This window comes from Streptococcus sp. BS35b (assembly GCF_000286475.1).
In the GTDB taxonomy this organism is placed as follows: Bacteria; Bacillota; Bacilli; order Lactobacillales; family Streptococcaceae; genus Streptococcus; species Streptococcus oralis_W.
In genome coordinates, this window is the sequence record NZ_ALKH01000002.1 from 193,018 (window position 1) to 209,742 (window position 16,725).

The window sequence follows — 16,725 nt, forward strand, 5'->3', positions numbered from 1 at the left end:
GACAATGACAGAAGTAAAAAGACATGTAGAAATCGCAGGTTATGGCATTTGCCTTCCAAAGCATACCGTCCAATTCAAAGACCAAACCCGTTATCGTGTAGTTGAAAATGAAGAAACGCAACTCGACTTGGCAGAAGGAGCTATCCACCGTGCACTTGAACATGCAAATTTGGATATTAAAGATATCGATTGCCTTGTATCAGCTAGTGCAGTTGGTGTTCAGCCTATTCCTTGTACGGCTGCCTTGATTCATGAGCGCGTGGCAAAAGGACTCTCAATTCCAGCAATGGACATCAATACGACCTGTACCAGCTTTATTTCTGCTCTATCGACTATGTCCCACTTGATTGAGGCGGGCGAATACGGTCGTGTCTTGATTGTATCCAGTGAGGTTGGTAGTTTAGGGCTCAATCCCAAGCAAAAAGAAAGTTTTGAACTCTTTAGTGATGGGGCGGCAGCCTTTATTTTCCAAAAAAGTCATCAGGAAAAAGGGGTCATTGCTAGTCTCCAACGTACTTGGTCGGAAGGAGCTCACGATACGGAGATTCGTGGAGGTCTGACTTCTTTTCAACCAAAAGAGTACTCTGAAGCGACTAAGACCAACTATATGTTTGACATGAAGGGGAAGAAAATCCTCCTCTTGTCTGCTCGCAAGATCCCAGTCATGTTTGAAGAGTTTCAAGAAAAAACACGGCTAGCCTTGGCAGACGTGGACTATATCATTCCTCACCAAGCAAGTCGTGCTCTTCCTCTGGTCATGGAAAAACTAGGTGTGGCCGAGGATCAGTACCTCAATCTCGTCACTGACTATGGAAATATGGTGTCAGTCTCTGTACCGTTTGGCTTGGCTTATTCTTTGAAGCATGGACTTATCAAGGAGGGAGATGTCGTCTACCTTATGGGGACTGCAGCTGGTATGACGGTCAATATGTTGGCTCTGAAATTGTAATAATCATCTAAACACGGAACGGCTGGAACTTTAGAAAAGGTAAAAGGTTGCTATCTACCCCTGAACTGAGGTATACTAGTAGAAAGATTAGTTTATCAAGCAGTTAAGGAGAATGTTAGAAAAGGAAGGAGATGTATGACAGCTAGAAAAATGCAGCTACTCATGTCCAAATATGGTTTCAGTATTACCATCATGTTGGCAGAGTTGTTTATCGTCTTTGGTTTATTTCTCTATCTAGGGCAGATGGCACCGATTGTTTGGATTATCCTAGTCATTTTAGTGAGTTTAGCGACTATTGTATCGATTGTCAATCGGTCTATGAATCCTGATAGTAAGGTGACATGGCTGTTAGTAGCCTTTGTGCCAGTATTTGGTCCCTTGCTCTATATCATGTTTGGAGAACGCCGTTTATCTAAAAAAGAATTGAAGCAACTAAAGCAGCTCCAATCAATGGTTGATAGAGAGGACAATAGCAGAGCTCTCCGTTTGGAGTTAAAAGAACAAGACAAGTCGGCTTACGGAGTTATCAAATCTCTCCTCAGCATGGACACGAATGCAGATGTCTATAATCGAACGGATACCCAATTTTTTGCATCTGGTAAAAGCATGTGGCATCAGATGCTAGAGGATCTCAAGAAAGCAGAGAAGTTTATCTTTCTCGAATACTATATCATCGAAGAAGGTTTGATGTGGAATAGTATTTTGGAGATTTTGGAAGAAAAGGCGGCTCAAGGGGTAGAAGTGAAGCTCCTCTATGATGATATTGGTTGTATGGCAACCTTACCTGGAGATTACACCATCCAGCTTCGTGGTCGAGGGATTGAAGCTCATAAATTTAACAAGGTGATTCCACGTTTGACTGTTGCCTATAACAACCGTGACCACCGTAAAATCATGATTATCGATGGTCAAATTGCCTATACAGGTGGTGCCAATCTGGCCGATGAGTATATCAACCATATCGAACGCTTTGGTTACTGGAAGGATAGCGGTATTCGCCTGGATGGATCGGCGGTTAAGGCTTTTACTAGACTCTTTTTGTCAACCTGGTATATCAACCGTGGGGAAATTAGCGACTTTGACCAATACCATCTCGAAAATCAACCCAAAGATGGGATGGGGCTCTGTATTCCCTATAGTAGTGGACCAAAACCCATCTACCGAGCCCAGGTTGGAAAAACGGTCTATCAAAACCTTATCAATCAATCCACAGACTATGTTTATATCACGACTCCCTATCTGATCGCTGACTATGATCTAACTGAAAGTATCAAAAATGCGGCTCTGAGAGGGGTAGATGTGCGAATTGTGACTCCTTGTATCCCAGATAAGAAGGTTATTCAGTTAGTTACTCGGGGAGCCTATCCAGATTTGTTATCTGCAGGAGTTCGTATTTATGAGTACAGCCCGGGCTTCCTTCATAGCAAGCAAATGCTTGTTGATGGAGAGGCAGCTACTGTGGGGACGATTAATTTTGACTATCGGAGTTTGCTTCATCACTATGAAAATGCCGTCTTGCTTTATAGAACGCAGTCCATCATCGATATTGAAAGGGACTTTGAAGAGATTTTTAAAGTTTCTCAAGAAATTTATCCCCACACCATCAAAACAAGCTGGTATCAAAGCCTGATCAAGGAAATTGTCCAGTTGTTTGCGCCTATGCTTTAACTATCCATCAAGATCTAGCCCAAGGCTGGATCTTATTTTTTTCTTCTTACGAATAGATAAGTAAAGGAGAGAACCATGCTTAATCTAGAAGATGATGATTTTATCAGAGAGTATAGAAATAGTCGATTTCACCGTTTTCGTGAAATCGAACGCTTTGCGATTTTGGATAAGAAATTCAGCAAATATCAATCCCAAGCTGACATTCCTGTAAGATTTTGATATACTAAAACAGATAAACTTAGAGGAGAAATTGAATGAACGTATACGGGAAAATAGATGAGAAACAAGAAGAATCTCATTACCAAGACTGGTCAGTACCAGAAAAACGAGAAGGAGCTCCCATTCCCTTTTTTAGTATTTTGCTTTGGAGTTTAGTGGCCACAGCCATTTCGGTTGCCCTGCCTATTATTTTTGGTGTAGTCAGTCCGCAACAAACTCAGGATCTCTATACCGGTTGGGCCTTGCATCAAAACGGTCAAATGTATACAGATTACTTTGGAACGAATGGATTGCTCTATTACTTGCTAACCTATCTTTCTCTAGGAAGTATTCTGCTTGCTTTGGTTGAGTGGTTGGCCTTGTTTGGAGCAGGAGTTTTTCTTTTTAAGGCTGCGGATACTCTTGCCGGCCAAGAAAAGGAAGCGAAGCGAGTTGTCTTTATTTTATACTTGCTTGTAGCAGGCCTCGCTTTTGGTGGTGGTTATGCTCTCTTGCTAGCCCTACCTTTCCTATTTTATTCATTGAGTATCGTTACAAATTATCTAGCTTTTCCAAAGGATGACAAAGGATTTGTACGAGTGGGGATGAGCCTTGCTCTCGCTTTCTTCCTTGCGCCAATCCCAACCGCCTTGTTTGCAGCTGTACTGGCCTTGGGCATCATCGGCTTTAATCTAGGCAAAGGTCACTTTGTTCATGGTCTATATCAGTTCTTTGCGTCAGCGCTGGGATTTTCACTCTTATTCTATCCTTTAGGCTACTATACAGTGTGGACAGGTAGTTTTGGGGATGCCATTAGCCAGACCTTGTATCCGGTAAATACTCTTAGCCTCTTTTCAAATGCGCATTTGCTTGAAAATACAGCCTTCTACGGCTTACTTGCCATTGGGCTAGGTTCCCTTACTTTACTCTTTTCTGGTTTGTTCCAGTCAAAACCAGCTAAGCAGTATTCCCTATCAATTGCTGCTAGTTTGGGCTTATTGCTTTCTTTGGGGCTCTTGATTTTCTCAAAAGAACCTGTCAACGGTACTCATCTCGTTGCTCTCCTTCCCTTCTTGACCCTACTCCTTCTGACAGGGATTAAAGAAAATGTTTCTGAGGGAGGCGGTCGTCGTAGAAGAAGACGTGAGAATAAAGCCTCTTTCCTCAAAGGAAATTTCTATCTACCACTGATTGCCCTTGTCTACCTCATTGTTCTCCCTATCGCGAGTCGCTACCTTTCGCACCCGGTGACTTATCAGGAGAGAGAGCGACTTGCTAGCGTAGTCAAACAACAAACGAGTTCTGAAGATCGTGTCTATGCATGGGATGATCGTCCAGATTTCTATCGTACAAGCGAACGCTTGGCACCGACCTCTCTAGTGACGCCAACACTTTATACTGCAAGTGACGAAAATAAAACCAAACTGATGAATGACCTGAAAGAGAATGAACCGAAGATGATTATGGTCAATCAAAAAGTTGCCTTGTGGTCAGATGTAGAGAGCTGGCTCAGTGAAAACTATGAGCTTGTTCAGACAGATACTAGCGAGTTGAAGCTTTATAAATTCAAATAACAAAATCAATATCTTGTGGAATTTTAAAAATTTTAGGATTTTTAACACAAGATATTGATTTTTATTTTTAGAGTGGTATAATACTTCATAGAACAACATTTTAGAAAAGAGCATGGATATGATTGTATTAGAAGAAAAGCTTGCAACCGTTCCCACCTTGTTCGTTGAAAAACGAGATGGTAGACGTGTAGTATTTGATGTAGACAAGATTGACAAGGCTCTCCACAAGGCGTCGGAAAAGGTTATGGACGTCACGCCTCTAGTAGAAAAACGCCTAAATGGTCTAGTTGAAAGAATCGTTACCGAAATTCACAGTCGTTTCCCTAAAGGTGTGAAGATTTATGAGATTCAGAATATCGTAGAACATGAACTTCTCGAAGCCAAAGAATATGCCTTGGCTGAAGAGTATATCACTTATCGGACACAGAGGGATTTTGAGCGCTCAAAAGCGACAGATATCAACTTTAGCATTCATAAACTTCTCAATAAAGATCAAGCAGTTGTCAATGAAAATGCCAATAAAGACAGCGATGTCTTCAACACTCAACGTGATTTGACAGCAGGGATTGTAGGGAAATCAATCGGATTGCAAATGCTTCCTAAGCATGTAGCCAATGCTCACCAAAAAGGGGATATCCACTATCATGACTTGGACTACAGCCCCTATACACCTATGACCAACTGCTGTTTGATTGATTTTAAAGGCATGTTGGAAAATGGCTTTAAAATTGGTAATGCAGAGGTAGAGAGTCCCAAGTCTATTCAAACTGCAACCGCTCAGATTTCACAAATCATCGCCAACGTTGCTTCTAGCCAGTACGGGGGCTGCTCAGCTGACCGTATCGATGAAGTCTTGGCACCTTATGCAGAGAAGAATTATCAAAAGCACCTCAAGGATGCGGAAGAGTGGGTCTTGCCTGAAAAACGGGATGATTATGCTTGGAAGAAAACTCAAAAAGACATCTATGATGCCATGCAATCTCTTGAGTATGAAATCAACACCCTCTTCACTTCAAATGGACAAACACCTTTTACTTCACTAGGTTTTGGTCTAGGAACTAGTCGTTTTGAACGGGAAATTCAAAAAGCTATCTTGACCATTCGTATCAAGGGTCTTGGCTCAGAACACCGCACAGCCATCTTCCCTAAACTCATCTTTACGCTTAAAAGAGGCCTTAACTTGGAAGAAGGGACTCCAAACTATGACATCAAACAGTTGGCTCTCGAGTGTGCAACCAAACGGATGTACCCAGATGTCTTATCCTATGATAAGATTATCGAACTGACTGGTTCTTTCAAGGTTCCTATGGGTTGTCGCTCCTTCCTCCAAGGCTGGAAAGATGAAAATGGTGTTGAGGTCAATTCAGGTCGGATGAATCTAGGTGTTGTGACGGTCAACCTTCCTCGCATTGCCCTTGAGTCTGAGGGCGACATGAATAAGTTCTGGGAAATCTTCAACGAGCGGATGAACATCGCAGAAGATGCTCTAGTTTACCGTGTTGAACGGACCAAGGAAGCAACACCAGCAAACGCCCCCATTCTCTATCAGTACGGGGCCTTCGGACGCCGTCTTGGAAAAGACGAGAGCGTTGATCAGCTCTTTAAGAATCGTCGTGCGACAGTTTCGCTGGGCTACATTGGTTTGTACGAGGTAGCGACAGTCTTCTTTGGAAATAGCTGGGAACACAATCCAGAAGCCAAGGAATTCACGCTGGATATCATTCGCGATATGAAACGTCGGGTAGAAGAGTGGTCTGACCAATATGGCTATCATTTCTCTATCTACTCAACACCGTCTGAAAGCTTGACAGATCGCTTCTGTCGCTTGGATACAGAAAAGTTCGGTTCTATTCCTGATATTACAGACAAGGAATACTACACCAACTCGTTCCACTATGATGTTCGTAAAAATCCAACGCCGTTTGAAAAATTGGACTTTGAGAAGGCTTATCCAGAAGCAGGTGCAACAGGTGGTTTCATCCACTACTGTGAGTATCCAGTTCTCCAACAAAATCCAAAAGCCTTGGAAGCTGTCTGGGACTACGCCTATGATCGTGTAGGGTATCTAGGGACCAATACTCCGATTGATCATTGTTATAAGTGTGACTTTGAAGGGGATTTTGAACCAACTGAGAGAGGATTTGCTTGTCCCAACTGTGGCAATAGCGACCCTAAAACAGTAGACGTGGTCAAACGTACGTGTGGTTATCTGGGGAATCCTCAAGCGCGTCCGATGGTTAATGGACGCCACAAGGAAATCGCTGCGCGTGTCAAACACATGAATGGTTCAACCATTAAAACAGCCGGACATGAAGTAACAAATTAGAAGGAAATGGAATGGGGAAATACCAATTAGACGATAAGGGACGTGCACAAGTGACCCGTTATCACGAGAAACATTCGAAAGGTGGAACAGGTAAAAAAGAACGCTTGCTCAATCTTAGAGAACAGTTTTTAAACAAGAACAAGAAAAAATAAAAGTGAGAGTCCGCTCTCGCTTTTCTCTTAGCAGGAGGTAAGGATGGAACTACGCAGACCAACATTGGCAGATAAAGAAACAGTTTTAGAGATGATGGCAGAGTTTGAACAGACTCAATCAGCCCACGATGGTGGGTTTTGGAACGCCAACAATTTTGTTTATGAAGAGTGGCTAGAAGAAAATCTTCAAGCGGAAGCGGGACTCAATATTCCTGAAAACTGGGTTCCTGCTATCCAGCTGGTTAGTTTTGACGTAGCAGGCCAAGCTCTTGGCTTTCTCAACCTTCGTCTCCGATTAAATGACTACTTACTAGAAAATGGGGGCCATATTGGCTACTCCATTCGTCCATCTGAAAGAGGTAAGGGTTATGCGAAAGAATCCCTCCGACAAGGTCTACAAGTTGCTAAGGGAAAGAATATCAAACGAGCTCTGGTAACTTGTAGCACAGAAAATCCTGCCAGCCGAGCTGTTATCTTAGCTAATGGTGGTGTCTATGAGGATGTTCGAAACGGAACGGAGCGCTACTGGGTTGATGTCGATTAAGGAGGAAGCATGGAGCTAAGACGACCAACTTTGGAAGATAAAGAAGCGATATTAGAGATGATTGCGGAGTTCGATGCAGCAAAATCCTATATGCACGGTGGCATGGGCTCCGCTTGGAAGCGAGCAAAGGATTATGAGGATTGTTTAAAGATTGTAGAGCAGCAAGAGGATGCTGCCAACCTGCCAGTAGGCTGGGTTCCTGCAATCAAATTTTTATCCTTTGGTGAGACTGGCTTGCCTTTGGGATTTTTAGCCCTGCGCTTGTCCTTGAATGACAAATTATTTGTGGAAGGCGGTCATATTGGCTATTCTATCCGTCCCAGTCAACGAGGCAAAGGATATGGGAAGGAGCAGTTGAGATTAGGACTAGCAGAGGCTCGAAAGCAAGGATTGGAACGAGTGCTGATTACCTGCGATGAAGACAACGAAGCCAGCCGCCGCACGATTCTCTCCGCTGGCGGTGTTTACGAAAATACAATCGATAGAAGTCAGCGCTATTGGATAGATTTGGAGTAGAAGGATGACATGGAATACACCAAAACCTGGTGAATGGAAAAGCGAGGAACTTAGTAAAGGGCGGATCATTGATTATAAGGCCTTTAACTTTGTCGATGGAGAAGGTGTGCGCAACTCTCTCTATGTATCAGGCTGTATGTTTCACTGCGAGGGGTGCTATAATGTTGCGACTTGGTCTTTCAACGCAGGCATTCCCTATACGCCAGAGTTAGAAGAACAGATCATGGAAGATCTCGCTCAACCTTATGTTCAAGGCTTGACCCTGCTGGGAGGGGAACCCTTTCTTAATACAGGCATTCTCTTGCCCCTCGTTAAACGCATTCGAAAGGAATTGCCAGACAAAGACATCTGGTCTTGGACGGGCTACACGTGGGAAGAAATGATGCTGGAGACTCCAGACAAATTGGAACTCTTGTCGCTGATTGACATCCTTGTCGATGGACGGTATGATAAAAGCAAGCGCAATCTCATGCTCCAGTTTCGAGGTTCTTCCAATCAACGGATTATTGATGTGCAAAAATCTCTCAAAAGTGGGCAAGTGGTGATTTGGGACAAGCTTAATGACGGAAAAGAAAGCTATGAGCAGGTGAAGAGAGAATGAAGAAAAAAGACCTGATAGAACAACTGGTTTCAGAGATCGAAACGGGAAGAATTAGGACGCTAGGAATCTATGGTCATGGGGCTTCAGGTAAATCAACCTTTGCACAGGAATTGTACAAAGTTTTAGATTCTACTACAGTAAATTTACTAGAAACAGATCCCTATATCACCTCAGAACGTCATCTGGTAGTACCAAAGCAAGCACCAAATCAAAAGGTGACAGCTTGTCTCCCAGTGGCGCATGAACTGGCAAGTTTACAGAGAGATATTCTCGCCTTGCAGGCAGGTATGGATGTCTTAACAATCGATGAACCGTGGAAGGCTAGTGAAATCTTATCTGGAGCCAAGCCGATTCTGATTGTTGAAGGGATGTCTGTGGGCTTTCTACCCAAGGAACTCTTTGACAAAACCATCTGTTTCTACACGGATGAGGAGACCGAATTAAAGAGGCGCTTAGCTCGAGATACGACTATGAGAAATCGCGATGCTTCCTTTGTATTAGCTAGCCATCAGATGAGACGAGAGCAGTATCTGCAATACTATAGAGAAACCGAGTCAAGGGCGGACATTCTAGTGGATCAATCAGAAGATAAATTCAATGTCAAGATGACGCATATTATATAGAAGAAAAGATTGATTCTTATAGACGTAAATCAGTAATCATAGGAAGATGAAATAGGAAAACAGTTTCATCCTAAAAAAACGAAAAAAAGCTCACAAATCCCTTGCAATCGCAGGGGCTTTGTGTTATTCTATTATGGTGCTGTAAATTACAGCTTTAGCTGTGATGCAAGAGGTTGCGACACGCTCGGTTGCATTGCCACGCAACGCGCGTCGGTTTTCTTGTGGAGCTAGCCTATTATCTTAAATAGACGAAAAGGAGAAAAAGATGGCAAACAAAAAAATCCGTATCCGTTTGAAAGCTTACGAACACCGTACGCTTGACACAGCGGCTGCAAAAATCGTAGAATCAGCTACTCGTACAGGTGCACAAGTTGCGGGTCCAATCCCACTTCCAACTGAGCGTAGCCTCTACACAATCATTCGTGCGACTCACAAATACAAAGACTCTCGCGAACAATTTGAAATGCGTACACACAAACGTTTGATCGATATCGTTAACCCAACTCAAAAAACGGTTGATGCGTTGATGAAATTAGATCTTCCAAGTGGTGTAAACGTAGAAATCAAACTTTAATCTAAAGCTTGATACCTTGAGCATGAAAAACGCTCGTTAAAAACTTTTTGAATAAAAAATATAGAAAAGGAACTATTTTCTCATGACAAAAGGAATCTTAGGGAAAAAAGTGGGAATGACTCAAATCTTCACTGAAGCTGGCGAATTGATCCCTGTAACAGTTATTGAAGCAACTCCAAACGTTGTTCTTCAAGTTAAAACTGTAGAAACAGACGGATATAACGCTATCCAAGTTGGTTTTGATGACAAACGCGAAGTATTGAGCAACAAACCTGCTAAAGGACATGTAGCGAAAGCTAACACGGCTCCTAAGCGCTTCATTCGTGAATTCAAAAACGTTGAAGGCTTGGAAGTTGGTGCTGAAATCACAGTTGAAACATTCGCAGCTGGAGACGTTGTTGACGTAACTGGTACTTCTAAAGGTAAAGGTTTCCAAGGTGTTATCAAACGCCATGGACAATCACGTGGACCAATGGCTCACGGTTCTCGTTACCACCGTCGTCCAGGTTCTATGGGACCTGTTGCACCTAACCGCGTGTTCAAAGGTAAAAACCTTGCAGGACGTATGGGTGGCGATCGCGTAACAATTCAAAACCTTGAAGTTGTACAAGTTGTTCCAGAAAAGAACGTTATCCTTATCAAAGGTAACGTACCAGGTGCTAAGAAATCTCTTATCACTATCAAGTCAGCAGTTAAAGCTGGTAAATAATAAGGAAAGGGGAATACAGTCAAAATGGCAAATGTAACATTATTCGACCAAACTGGTAAACAAGCTGGCGAAGTTGTTCTTAACGATGCAATCTTTGGTATTGAACCAAACCAATCTGTTGTGTTTGATGTGATCATCAGCCAACGTGCTAGTCTTCGTCAAGGAACTCACGCAGTTAAAAATCGCTCAGCTGTTTCAGGTGGCGGACGCAAACCATGGCGTCAAAAAGGAACTGGACGTGCTCGTCAAGGTTCTATCCGCTCTCCACAATGGCGTGGTGGTGGAACTGTCTTCGGACCAACTCCACGTAGCTATGCGTACAAACTTCCTCAAAAAGTTCGTCGCCTTGCGCTTAAATCTGTTTACTCAGAAAAAGTTGCTGAAAACAAATTTGTAGCCGTTGATTCTCTTGAATTTACAGCTCCAAAAACTGCTGAATTTGCAAAAGTTCTTGCAGCTTTGAGCATCGATTCTAAAGTCCTTGTTATTCTTGAAGAAGGAAACGAATTCGCAGCTCTTTCAGCTCGTAACCTTCCAAACGTGAAAGTTGCGACTGCTACAACTGCAAGTGTTCTTGACATCGCAAATAGTGACAAACTTCTTGTTACTCAAGCAGCTATCTCTAAAATCGAGGAGGTTCTTGCATAATGAATTTGTATGATGTTATCAAAAAACCTGTTATCACTGAAAGCTCAATGGCTCAACTTGAAGCAGGAAAGTATGTATTTGAAGTTGACACTCGTGCACACAAACTTTTGATTAAGCAAGCTGTTGAAGCTGCTTTTGAAGGTGTTAAAGTTGCAAATGTCAACACAATCAACGTAAAACCTAAAGCTAAACGTGTTGGACGTTACACTGGTTTTACTAACAAAACTAAAAAAGCTATCATCACTCTTACAGCTGATTCAAAAGCAATCGAGTTGTTTGCTGCTGAAGCTGAATAATCTAAGGAGGAAATATCGTGGGAATTCGTGTTTATAAACCAACAACAAACGGTCGCCGTAATATGACTTCTTTGGATTTCGCTGAAATCACAACAAGCACTCCTGAAAAATCATTGCTTGTTGCTTTGAAGAACAAGGCTGGTCGTAACAACAACGGTCGTATCACTGTTCGTCACCAAGGTGGTGGACACAAACGTTTCTACCGTTTGGTTGACTTCAAACGTAACAAAGACAACGTTGAAGCAGTTGTTAAAACTATCGAGTACGATCCAAACCGTTCCGCAAACATCGCTCTTGTACACTACACTGACGGTGTGAAAGCATATATCATCGCTCCAAAAGGTCTTGAAGTTGGTCAACGTATCGTTTCAGGTCCAGAAGCAGATATCAAAGTCGGAAATGCTCTTCCACTTGCTAACATCCCAGTTGGTACTTTGATCCACAACATCGAATTGAAACCAGGTCGTGGTGGAGAATTGGTTCGTGCAGCTGGAGCTTCTGCTCAAGTATTGGGTCAAGAAGGTAAATACGTTCTTGTTCGTCTTCAATCAGGTGAAGTTCGTATGATTCTTGGAACTTGTCGTGCTACAGTTGGTGTTGTCGGAAACGAACAACATGGACTTGTGAACCTTGGTAAAGCAGGGCGTAGCCGTTGGAAAGGTATCCGCCCAACAGTTCGTGGTTCTGTAATGAACCCTAACGATCACCCACACGGTGGTGGTGAAGGTAAAGCACCAGTTGGTCGTAAAGCGCCATCTACTCCATGGGGCAAACCTGCTCTTGGTCTTAAAACTCGTAACAAGAAAGCGAAATCTGACAAACTTATCGTTCGTCGTCGCAACGAGAAATAATAGTAAACTAGTCGCTTAAGCAACTAGGGAATCCGCCAGCTCGGTAGCGCTCCATGTGAGCGCAAGCCGCTGTGGTACAATATTTAAAGGAGAAAACATAAAAATGGGACGCAGTCTTAAAAAAGGACCTTTCGTCGATGAGCATTTGATGAAAAAAGTTGAAGCTCAAGCTAATGACGAAAAGAAAAAAGTTATCAAAACTTGGTCACGTCGTTCAACGATCTTCCCAAGTTTCATTGGTTACACTATTGCAGTTTATGATGGACGTAAACACGTACCTGTTTACATCCAAGAAGACATGGTAGGTCACAAACTTGGTGAATTTGCACCAACTCGTACTTACAAAGGTCACGCTGCAGACGACAAGAAAACACGTAGAAAATAAGGAGAACATAAATGGCAGAAATTACTTCAGCTAAAGCAATGGCTCGTACAGTACGTGTTTCACCTCGTAAATCACGTCTTGTTCTTGACAATATTCGTGGTAAAAGCGTAGCCGACGCTATTGCAATCTTGACATTCACTCCAAACAAAGCTGCTGAAATCATCTTGAAAGTTTTGAACTCAGCTGTAGCTAACGCTGAAAACAACTTTGGTTTGGACAAAGCTAACTTGGTAGTATCTGAAGCATTCGCAAACGAAGGACCAACTATGAAACGTTTCCGTCCACGTGCGAAAGGTTCAGCTTCACCAATCAACAAACGAACAGCTCACATCACTGTAGCTGTTGCAGAAAAATAAGGAGGTAACATCGTGGGTCAAAAAGTACATCCAATTGGTATGCGTGTCGGCATCATCCGTGATTGGGATGCCAAATGGTATGCTGAAAAAGAATACGCGGATTACCTTCATGAAGATCTTGCAATCCGTAAATTCGTTCAAAAAGAACTTGCTGACGCAGCAGTTTCAACTATCGAAATTGAGCGCGCAGTGAACAAAGTTAACGTTTCACTTCACACTGCTAAACCAGGTATGGTTATCGGTAAAGGTGGCGCTAACGTTGATGCACTCCGTGCAAAACTTAACAAATTGACTGGAAAACAAGTACACATCAACATCATCGAAATCAAACAACCTGATTTGGATGCTCACCTTGTAGGTGAAGGAATTGCTCGTCAATTGGAGCAACGTGTTGCTTTCCGTCGTGCACAAAAACAAGCAATCCAACGCGCAATGCGTGCTGGAGCTAAAGGAATCAAAACTCAAGTATCAGGTCGTTTGAACGGTGCAGATATTGCCCGTGCTGAAGGATACTCAGAAGGAACTGTTCCACTCCACACACTTCGTGCAGATATCGATTACGCTTGGGAAGAAGCAGATACTACATACGGTAAACTTGGTGTTAAAGTATGGATCTACCGTGGTGAAGTTCTTCCAGCTCGTAAAAACACTAAAGGAGGTAAATAACCAATGTTAGTACCTAAACGTGTTAAACACCGTCGTGAATTCCGTGGAAAAATGCGCGGTGAAGCAAAAGGTGGAAAAGAAGTAGCATTCGGTGAATACGGTCTTCAAGCTACAACTAGCCACTGGATCACTAACCGCCAAATCGAAGCTGCTCGTATTGCCATGACTCGTTACATGAAACGTGGTGGTAAAGTTTGGATTAAAATCTTCCCACACAAATCATACACTGCTAAAGCTATCGGTGTGCGTATGGGATCTGGTAAAGGGGCACCTGAAGGTTGGGTAGCACCAGTTAAACGTGGTAAAGTGATGTTCGAAATCGCTGGTGTATCTGAAGAGATTGCACGTGAAGCGCTTCGTCTTGCTAGCCACAAATTGCCAGTTAAAACTAAATTCGTAAAACGTGAAGCAGAATAAGGAGAAGGCATGAAACTTAATGAAGTAAAAGAATTTGTTAAAGAACTTCGTGGTCTTTCTCAAGAAGAACTCGCGAAGCGCGAAAACGAATTGAAAAAAGAATTGTTTGAACTTCGTTTCCAAGCTGCTACTGGTCAATTGGAACAAACAGCTCGCTTGAAAGAAGTTAAAAAACAAATCGCTCGTATCAAAACAGTTCAATCTGAAGCGAAATAATAGACTAGGGAAGGAGAAATTTCAATGGAACGCAATAATCGTAAAGTTCTTGTTGGACGTGTTGTATCTGACAAAATGGACAAGACAATCACAGTTGTAGTTGAAACAAAACGTAACCACCCAGTCTATGGTAAACGTATTAACTACTCTAAAAAATACAAAGCACATGATGAAAACAATGTTGCCAAAGAAGGCGATATCGTACGTATCATGGAAACTCGCCCGCTTTCAGCTACAAAACGTTTCCGTCTTGTAGAAGTTGTTGAAGAAGCGGTTATCATCTAATCAAGCCTGAAAGGAGAAAACTGAAATGATTCAAACAGAAACTCGTTTGAAAGTCGCAGACAACAGCGGTGCACGCGAAATCTTGACTATCAAAGTTCTTGGTGGTTCTAAACGTAAATTTGCGAACATCGGTGATGTCATTGTGGCATCTGTAAAACAAGCTACTCCTGGTGGTGCGGTTAAAAAAGGTGACGTTGTAAAAGCTGTTATCGTTCGTACTAAATCAGGTGCTCGTCGCGCTGATGGTTCATACATCAAGTTTGACGAAAATGCAGCTGTTATCATCCGTGATGACAAAACTCCTCGCGGAACACGTATCTTTGGCCCAGTTGCACGTGAATTGCGTGAAGGTGGCTTCATGAAGATCGTGTCACTTGCTCCAGAAGTACTTTAATTTTTAGAAACAAACTAGTCCCCTAGCTTGAAGCTAGGGTGCCCTTGTGGGCGTAAGAAAAATTAAGGAGAAACCTAATGTTTGTAAAAAAAGGCGACAAAGTTCGCGTAATCGCTGGTAAAGATAAGGGAACAGAAGCTGTTGTCCTTACTGCCCTTCCAAAAGTAAACAAAGTTATCGTTGAAGGTGTTAACATCGTTAAGAAACACCAACGTCCAACTAACGAGCTTCCTCAAGGTGGTATCATCGAGAAAGAAGCAGCTATCCACGTATCAAACGTTCAAGTATTGGACAAAAATGGTGTAGCTGGTCGTGTTGGTTACAAATTTGTAGACGGTAAAAAAGTTCGCTACAACAAAAAATCAGGCGAAGTGCTTGATTAATCACGAAGGAAAGGAGAAGTATAATGGCAAATCGTTTAAAAGAAAAATATCTTAATGAAGTAGTTCCTGCTTTGACTGAACAATTCAACTACTCATCAGTGATGGCTGTGCCTAAAGTAGATAAGATCGTTTTGAACATGGGTGTTGGTGAAGCTGTATCAAACGCTAAAAGCCTTGAAAAAGCTGCTGAAGAATTGGCGCTTATCTCAGGTCAAAAACCACTTATCACTAAAGCTAAAAAATCAATCGCCGGCTTCCGTCTTCGTGAAGGTGTAGCGATCGGTGCAAAAGTTACCCTTCGTGGTGAACGTATGTACGAATTCTTGGATAAATTGGTTTCAGTTTCACTTCCACGTGTGCGTGACTTCCACGGTGTTCCAACAAAATCATTTGATGGACGCGGAAACTACACACTTGGTGTGAAAGAACAATTGATCTTCCCAGAAATCAACTTTGATGACGTTGACAAAACTCGTGGTCTTGACATCGTTATCGTAACAACTGCTAACACTGACGAAGAGTCACGTGCATTGCTTACAGGCCTTGGAATGCCTTTTGCAAAATAATATAGGAGGTAAATCTAATGGCTAAAAAATCAATGATTGCTAAGAACAAACGTCCAGCGAAGTTCTCTACTCAAGCTTATACTCGTTGTGAAAAATGTGGTCGTCCGCATTCAGTTTACCGCAAATTTAAACTTTGCCGTGTTTGCTTCCGTGAATTAGCTTACAAAGGACAAATCCCTGGTGTAACAAAAGCATCTTGGTAATATCATGATACAAAGAGCGTAACAACCACAGCGAAAATAGGAAATTTGGTGAGGGAGCGATGCTCCAAAACAAATTTATCTTTTTTGCACAGGTTGTAGCTCGTGTTCAAATAAGAGTTCTCTCATTTGAATGTGTCAATACTATCTGAGCCCAGCTCAATCATTAACTAGCAAGTGCAACTTGCAAACTACTAGTAAGAGGAGAAAAACAAAATGGTTATGACTGACCCAATCGCAGACTTCCTAACTCGTATTCGTAACGCTAACCAAGCGAAACACGAAGTACTTGAAGTACCTGCATCAAACATCAAAAAAGGGATTGCTGAAATCCTTAAACGCGAAGGTTTTGTAAAAAACGTTGAAATCATCGAAGATGACAAACAAGGCATCATCCGTGTATTCCTTAAATACGGACCAAACGGTGAAAAAGTTATCACTAACTTGAAACGTGTTTCTAAACCAGGACTTCGTGTCTACAAAAAACGTGAAGATCTTCCAAAAGTTCTTAACGGACTTGGAATTGCTATCCTTTCAACTTCTGAAGGTTTGCTTACTGATAAAGAAGCTCGTCAAAAGAACGTTGGTGGAGAAGTTATCGCTTACGTTTGGTAATATTTAGCTCCCA

At 42.4% G+C, this 16,725-nt stretch carries 26 protein-coding genes; all 26 read left to right on the top strand.

Going from position 1 to position 16,725, the window contains the following annotated elements; genetic code table 11:
* The first annotated feature begins 4 nt into the window (after positions 1 to 4).
* Positions 5 to 949: a 3-oxoacyl-[acyl-carrier-protein] synthase III C-terminal domain-containing protein gene (locus tag HMPREF1149_RS05130; protein WP_000141191.1), complete on the top strand. Its 945-nt coding sequence runs from the start codon at positions 5 to 7 to the stop codon at positions 947 to 949.
* Positions 950 to 1,084: 135 nt separating this feature from the next.
* Positions 1,085 to 2,617 carry a cardiolipin synthase gene (gene cls / locus HMPREF1149_RS05135; protein ID WP_000126973.1) on the top strand — a complete coding sequence of 511 codons (1,533 nt, stop codon included), beginning with the start codon at positions 1,085 to 1,087 and terminating at the stop codon, positions 2,615 to 2,617.
* A gap of 75 nt (positions 2,618 to 2,692) precedes the next feature.
* Positions 2,693 to 2,836, top strand: coding sequence for a hypothetical protein (locus tag HMPREF1149_RS11485; RefSeq protein ID WP_000933182.1), 144 nt, complete (start codon positions 2,693 to 2,695; stop codon positions 2,834 to 2,836).
* A 35-nt stretch (positions 2,837 to 2,871) separates the two neighbouring features.
* Positions 2,872 to 4,389 (top strand): hypothetical protein, encoded by a 1,518-nt coding sequence (locus tag HMPREF1149_RS05140; protein WP_001103714.1) that lies wholly within the window; start codon positions 2,872 to 2,874, stop codon positions 4,387 to 4,389.
* Positions 4,390 to 4,507: 118 nt separating this feature from the next.
* Positions 4,508 to 6,715, top strand: coding sequence for an anaerobic ribonucleoside-triphosphate reductase (nrdD, locus tag HMPREF1149_RS05145; protein ID WP_000636182.1), 2,208 nt, complete (start codon positions 4,508 to 4,510; stop codon positions 6,713 to 6,715).
* Positions 6,716 to 6,726: 11 nt separating this feature from the next.
* Positions 6,727 to 6,867: a hypothetical protein gene (locus tag HMPREF1149_RS05150; RefSeq protein ID WP_000521625.1), complete on the top strand. Its 141-nt coding sequence runs from the start codon at positions 6,727 to 6,729 to the stop codon at positions 6,865 to 6,867.
* Between the two features lie 43 nt (positions 6,868 to 6,910).
* Positions 6,911 to 7,411 (top strand): GNAT family N-acetyltransferase, encoded by a 501-nt coding sequence (locus HMPREF1149_RS05155; protein ID WP_000423432.1) that lies wholly within the window; start codon positions 6,911 to 6,913, stop codon positions 7,409 to 7,411.
* 9 nt (positions 7,412 to 7,420) lie between these two features.
* Positions 7,421 to 7,927, top strand: coding sequence for a GNAT family N-acetyltransferase (locus HMPREF1149_RS05160; RefSeq protein WP_000423438.1), 507 nt, complete (start codon positions 7,421 to 7,423; stop codon positions 7,925 to 7,927).
* A gap of 4 nt (positions 7,928 to 7,931) precedes the next feature.
* Positions 7,932 to 8,528, top strand: a complete 597-nt coding sequence (nrdG, locus tag HMPREF1149_RS05165) for an anaerobic ribonucleoside-triphosphate reductase activating protein (RefSeq protein ID WP_000220164.1) — start codon at positions 7,932 to 7,934, stop codon at positions 8,526 to 8,528.
* A complete protein-coding gene (locus HMPREF1149_RS05170; RefSeq protein WP_000725973.1) occupies positions 8,525 to 9,151 on the top strand; it encodes a uridine kinase family protein in 627 nt (208 codons plus the stop codon). Before nrdG ends, HMPREF1149_RS05170 begins: the two co-directional genes overlap by 4 nt.
* A 265-nt stretch (positions 9,152 to 9,416) precedes the next feature.
* A complete protein-coding gene (gene rpsJ, locus HMPREF1149_RS05175) occupies positions 9,417 to 9,725 on the top strand; it encodes a 30S ribosomal protein S10 (protein WP_001284513.1) in 309 nt (102 codons plus the stop codon).
* 82 nt (positions 9,726 to 9,807) lie between these two features.
* Positions 9,808 to 10,434 carry a 50S ribosomal protein L3 gene (gene rplC, locus HMPREF1149_RS05180; RefSeq protein WP_000160197.1) on the top strand — a complete coding sequence of 209 codons (627 nt, stop codon included), beginning with the start codon at positions 9,808 to 9,810 and terminating at the stop codon, positions 10,432 to 10,434.
* Positions 10,435 to 10,458: 24 nt separating this feature from the next.
* The gene (rplD, locus tag HMPREF1149_RS05185; protein ID WP_000024550.1) at positions 10,459 to 11,082 is read left to right on the top strand and encodes a 50S ribosomal protein L4; all 624 of its coding nucleotides are present in this window, start codon (positions 10,459 to 10,461) and stop codon (positions 11,080 to 11,082) included.
* Positions 11,082 to 11,378 carry a 50S ribosomal protein L23 gene (locus tag HMPREF1149_RS05190; RefSeq protein WP_001055347.1) on the top strand — a complete coding sequence of 99 codons (297 nt, stop codon included), beginning with the start codon at positions 11,082 to 11,084 and terminating at the stop codon, positions 11,376 to 11,378. The genes rplD and HMPREF1149_RS05190 overlap by 1 nt, the downstream gene beginning before the upstream one ends.
* Before the next feature lie 17 nt (positions 11,379 to 11,395).
* Entirely contained in the window at positions 11,396 to 12,229 is an 834-nt protein-coding gene (gene rplB, locus HMPREF1149_RS05195) for a 50S ribosomal protein L2 (RefSeq protein ID WP_000512905.1), read from the top strand.
* Positions 12,230 to 12,332: 103 nt separating this feature from the next.
* Positions 12,333 to 12,614, top strand: a complete 282-nt coding sequence (rpsS, locus tag HMPREF1149_RS05200; RefSeq protein ID WP_000533766.1) for a 30S ribosomal protein S19 — start codon at positions 12,333 to 12,335, stop codon at positions 12,612 to 12,614.
* A gap of 11 nt (positions 12,615 to 12,625) precedes the next feature.
* Positions 12,626 to 12,970 (top strand): 50S ribosomal protein L22, encoded by a 345-nt coding sequence (gene rplV, locus HMPREF1149_RS05205; protein ID WP_000818137.1) that lies wholly within the window; start codon positions 12,626 to 12,628, stop codon positions 12,968 to 12,970.
* A 12-nt stretch (positions 12,971 to 12,982) separates the two neighbouring features.
* Positions 12,983 to 13,636 (top strand): 30S ribosomal protein S3, encoded by a 654-nt coding sequence (rpsC, locus tag HMPREF1149_RS05210; RefSeq protein ID WP_000529936.1) that lies wholly within the window; start codon positions 12,983 to 12,985, stop codon positions 13,634 to 13,636.
* 3 nt (positions 13,637 to 13,639) lie between these two features.
* Positions 13,640 to 14,053: a 50S ribosomal protein L16 gene (rplP, locus tag HMPREF1149_RS05215; RefSeq protein WP_000960947.1), complete on the top strand. Its 414-nt coding sequence runs from the start codon at positions 13,640 to 13,642 to the stop codon at positions 14,051 to 14,053.
* 9 nt (positions 14,054 to 14,062) lie between these two features.
* A complete protein-coding gene (rpmC, locus tag HMPREF1149_RS05220) occupies positions 14,063 to 14,269 on the top strand; it encodes a 50S ribosomal protein L29 (protein ID WP_000772918.1) in 207 nt (68 codons plus the stop codon).
* A 24-nt stretch (positions 14,270 to 14,293) separates the two neighbouring features.
* The gene (gene rpsQ / locus HMPREF1149_RS05225; protein ID WP_000440801.1) at positions 14,294 to 14,554 is read left to right on the top strand and encodes a 30S ribosomal protein S17; all 261 of its coding nucleotides are present in this window, start codon (positions 14,294 to 14,296) and stop codon (positions 14,552 to 14,554) included.
* A 25-nt stretch (positions 14,555 to 14,579) separates the two neighbouring features.
* Positions 14,580 to 14,948, top strand: coding sequence for a 50S ribosomal protein L14 (rplN, locus tag HMPREF1149_RS05230; protein WP_000616547.1), 369 nt, complete (start codon positions 14,580 to 14,582; stop codon positions 14,946 to 14,948).
* Between the two features lie 77 nt (positions 14,949 to 15,025).
* Complete coding sequence (gene rplX, locus HMPREF1149_RS05235; RefSeq protein ID WP_000497691.1) at positions 15,026 to 15,331, top strand: 50S ribosomal protein L24; 306 nt, start codon at positions 15,026 to 15,028, stop codon at positions 15,329 to 15,331.
* Between the two features lie 23 nt (positions 15,332 to 15,354).
* The gene (gene rplE / locus HMPREF1149_RS05240; protein ID WP_000013542.1) at positions 15,355 to 15,897 is read left to right on the top strand and encodes a 50S ribosomal protein L5; all 543 of its coding nucleotides are present in this window, start codon (positions 15,355 to 15,357) and stop codon (positions 15,895 to 15,897) included.
* Between the two features lie 17 nt (positions 15,898 to 15,914).
* Entirely contained in the window at positions 15,915 to 16,100 is a 186-nt protein-coding gene (locus HMPREF1149_RS05245; protein ID WP_001085697.1) for a type Z 30S ribosomal protein S14, read from the top strand.
* A gap of 213 nt (positions 16,101 to 16,313) precedes the next feature.
* A complete protein-coding gene (rpsH, locus tag HMPREF1149_RS05250; RefSeq protein ID WP_000245504.1) occupies positions 16,314 to 16,712 on the top strand; it encodes a 30S ribosomal protein S8 in 399 nt (132 codons plus the stop codon).
* Positions 16,713 to 16,725: the final 13 nt, after the last annotated feature.

Excerpts from the sequence above, each read along its gene's own strand:
- HMPREF1149_RS05150 (WP_000521625.1), top strand. The coding sequence starts at position 6,727 with ATGGGGAAATACCAATTAGACGATAAGGGACGTGCACAAGTGACCCGT.
- rplC (WP_000160197.1), top strand. The coding sequence starts at position 9,808 with ATGACAAAAGGAATCTTAGGGAAAAAAGTGGGAATGACTCAAATCTTC.
- nrdD (WP_000636182.1), top strand. The coding sequence starts at position 4,508 with ATGATTGTATTAGAAGAAAAGCTTGCAACCGTTCCCACCTTGTTCGTT.
- rplP (WP_000960947.1), top strand. The coding sequence starts at position 13,640 with ATGTTAGTACCTAAACGTGTTAAACACCGTCGTGAATTCCGTGGAAAA.
- rpsQ (WP_000440801.1), top strand. The coding sequence starts at position 14,294 with ATGGAACGCAATAATCGTAAAGTTCTTGTTGGACGTGTTGTATCTGAC.
- rpsS (WP_000533766.1), top strand. The coding sequence starts at position 12,333 with ATGGGACGCAGTCTTAAAAAAGGACCTTTCGTCGATGAGCATTTGATG.
- rplX (WP_000497691.1), top strand. The coding sequence starts at position 15,026 with ATGTTTGTAAAAAAAGGCGACAAAGTTCGCGTAATCGCTGGTAAAGAT.
- HMPREF1149_RS11485 (WP_000933182.1), top strand. The coding sequence starts at position 2,693 with ATGCTTAATCTAGAAGATGATGATTTTATCAGAGAGTATAGAAATAGT.
- rplN (WP_000616547.1), top strand. The coding sequence starts at position 14,580 with ATGATTCAAACAGAAACTCGTTTGAAAGTCGCAGACAACAGCGGTGCA.
- cls (WP_000126973.1), top strand. The coding sequence starts at position 1,085 with ATGACAGCTAGAAAAATGCAGCTACTCATGTCCAAATATGGTTTCAGT.
- rpsJ (WP_001284513.1), top strand. The coding sequence starts at position 9,417 with ATGGCAAACAAAAAAATCCGTATCCGTTTGAAAGCTTACGAACACCGT.
- HMPREF1149_RS05245 (WP_001085697.1), top strand. The coding sequence starts at position 15,915 with ATGGCTAAAAAATCAATGATTGCTAAGAACAAACGTCCAGCGAAGTTC.
- rplD (WP_000024550.1), top strand. The coding sequence starts at position 10,459 with ATGGCAAATGTAACATTATTCGACCAAACTGGTAAACAAGCTGGCGAA.
- HMPREF1149_RS05140 (WP_001103714.1), top strand. The coding sequence starts at position 2,872 with ATGAACGTATACGGGAAAATAGATGAGAAACAAGAAGAATCTCATTAC.
- HMPREF1149_RS05130 (WP_000141191.1), top strand. The coding sequence starts at position 5 with ATGACAGAAGTAAAAAGACATGTAGAAATCGCAGGTTATGGCATTTGC.
- nrdG (WP_000220164.1), top strand. The coding sequence starts at position 7,932 with ATGACATGGAATACACCAAAACCTGGTGAATGGAAAAGCGAGGAACTT.
- rplE (WP_000013542.1), top strand. The coding sequence starts at position 15,355 with ATGGCAAATCGTTTAAAAGAAAAATATCTTAATGAAGTAGTTCCTGCT.
- rpmC (WP_000772918.1), top strand. The coding sequence starts at position 14,063 with ATGAAACTTAATGAAGTAAAAGAATTTGTTAAAGAACTTCGTGGTCTT.
- rplV (WP_000818137.1), top strand. The coding sequence starts at position 12,626 with ATGGCAGAAATTACTTCAGCTAAAGCAATGGCTCGTACAGTACGTGTT.
- HMPREF1149_RS05190 (WP_001055347.1), top strand. The coding sequence starts at position 11,082 with ATGAATTTGTATGATGTTATCAAAAAACCTGTTATCACTGAAAGCTCA.
- HMPREF1149_RS05155 (WP_000423432.1), top strand. The coding sequence starts at position 6,911 with ATGGAACTACGCAGACCAACATTGGCAGATAAAGAAACAGTTTTAGAG.
- HMPREF1149_RS05170 (WP_000725973.1), top strand. The coding sequence starts at position 8,525 with ATGAAGAAAAAAGACCTGATAGAACAACTGGTTTCAGAGATCGAAACG.
- rpsH (WP_000245504.1), top strand. The coding sequence starts at position 16,314 with ATGGTTATGACTGACCCAATCGCAGACTTCCTAACTCGTATTCGTAAC.
- HMPREF1149_RS05160 (WP_000423438.1), top strand. The coding sequence starts at position 7,421 with ATGGAGCTAAGACGACCAACTTTGGAAGATAAAGAAGCGATATTAGAG.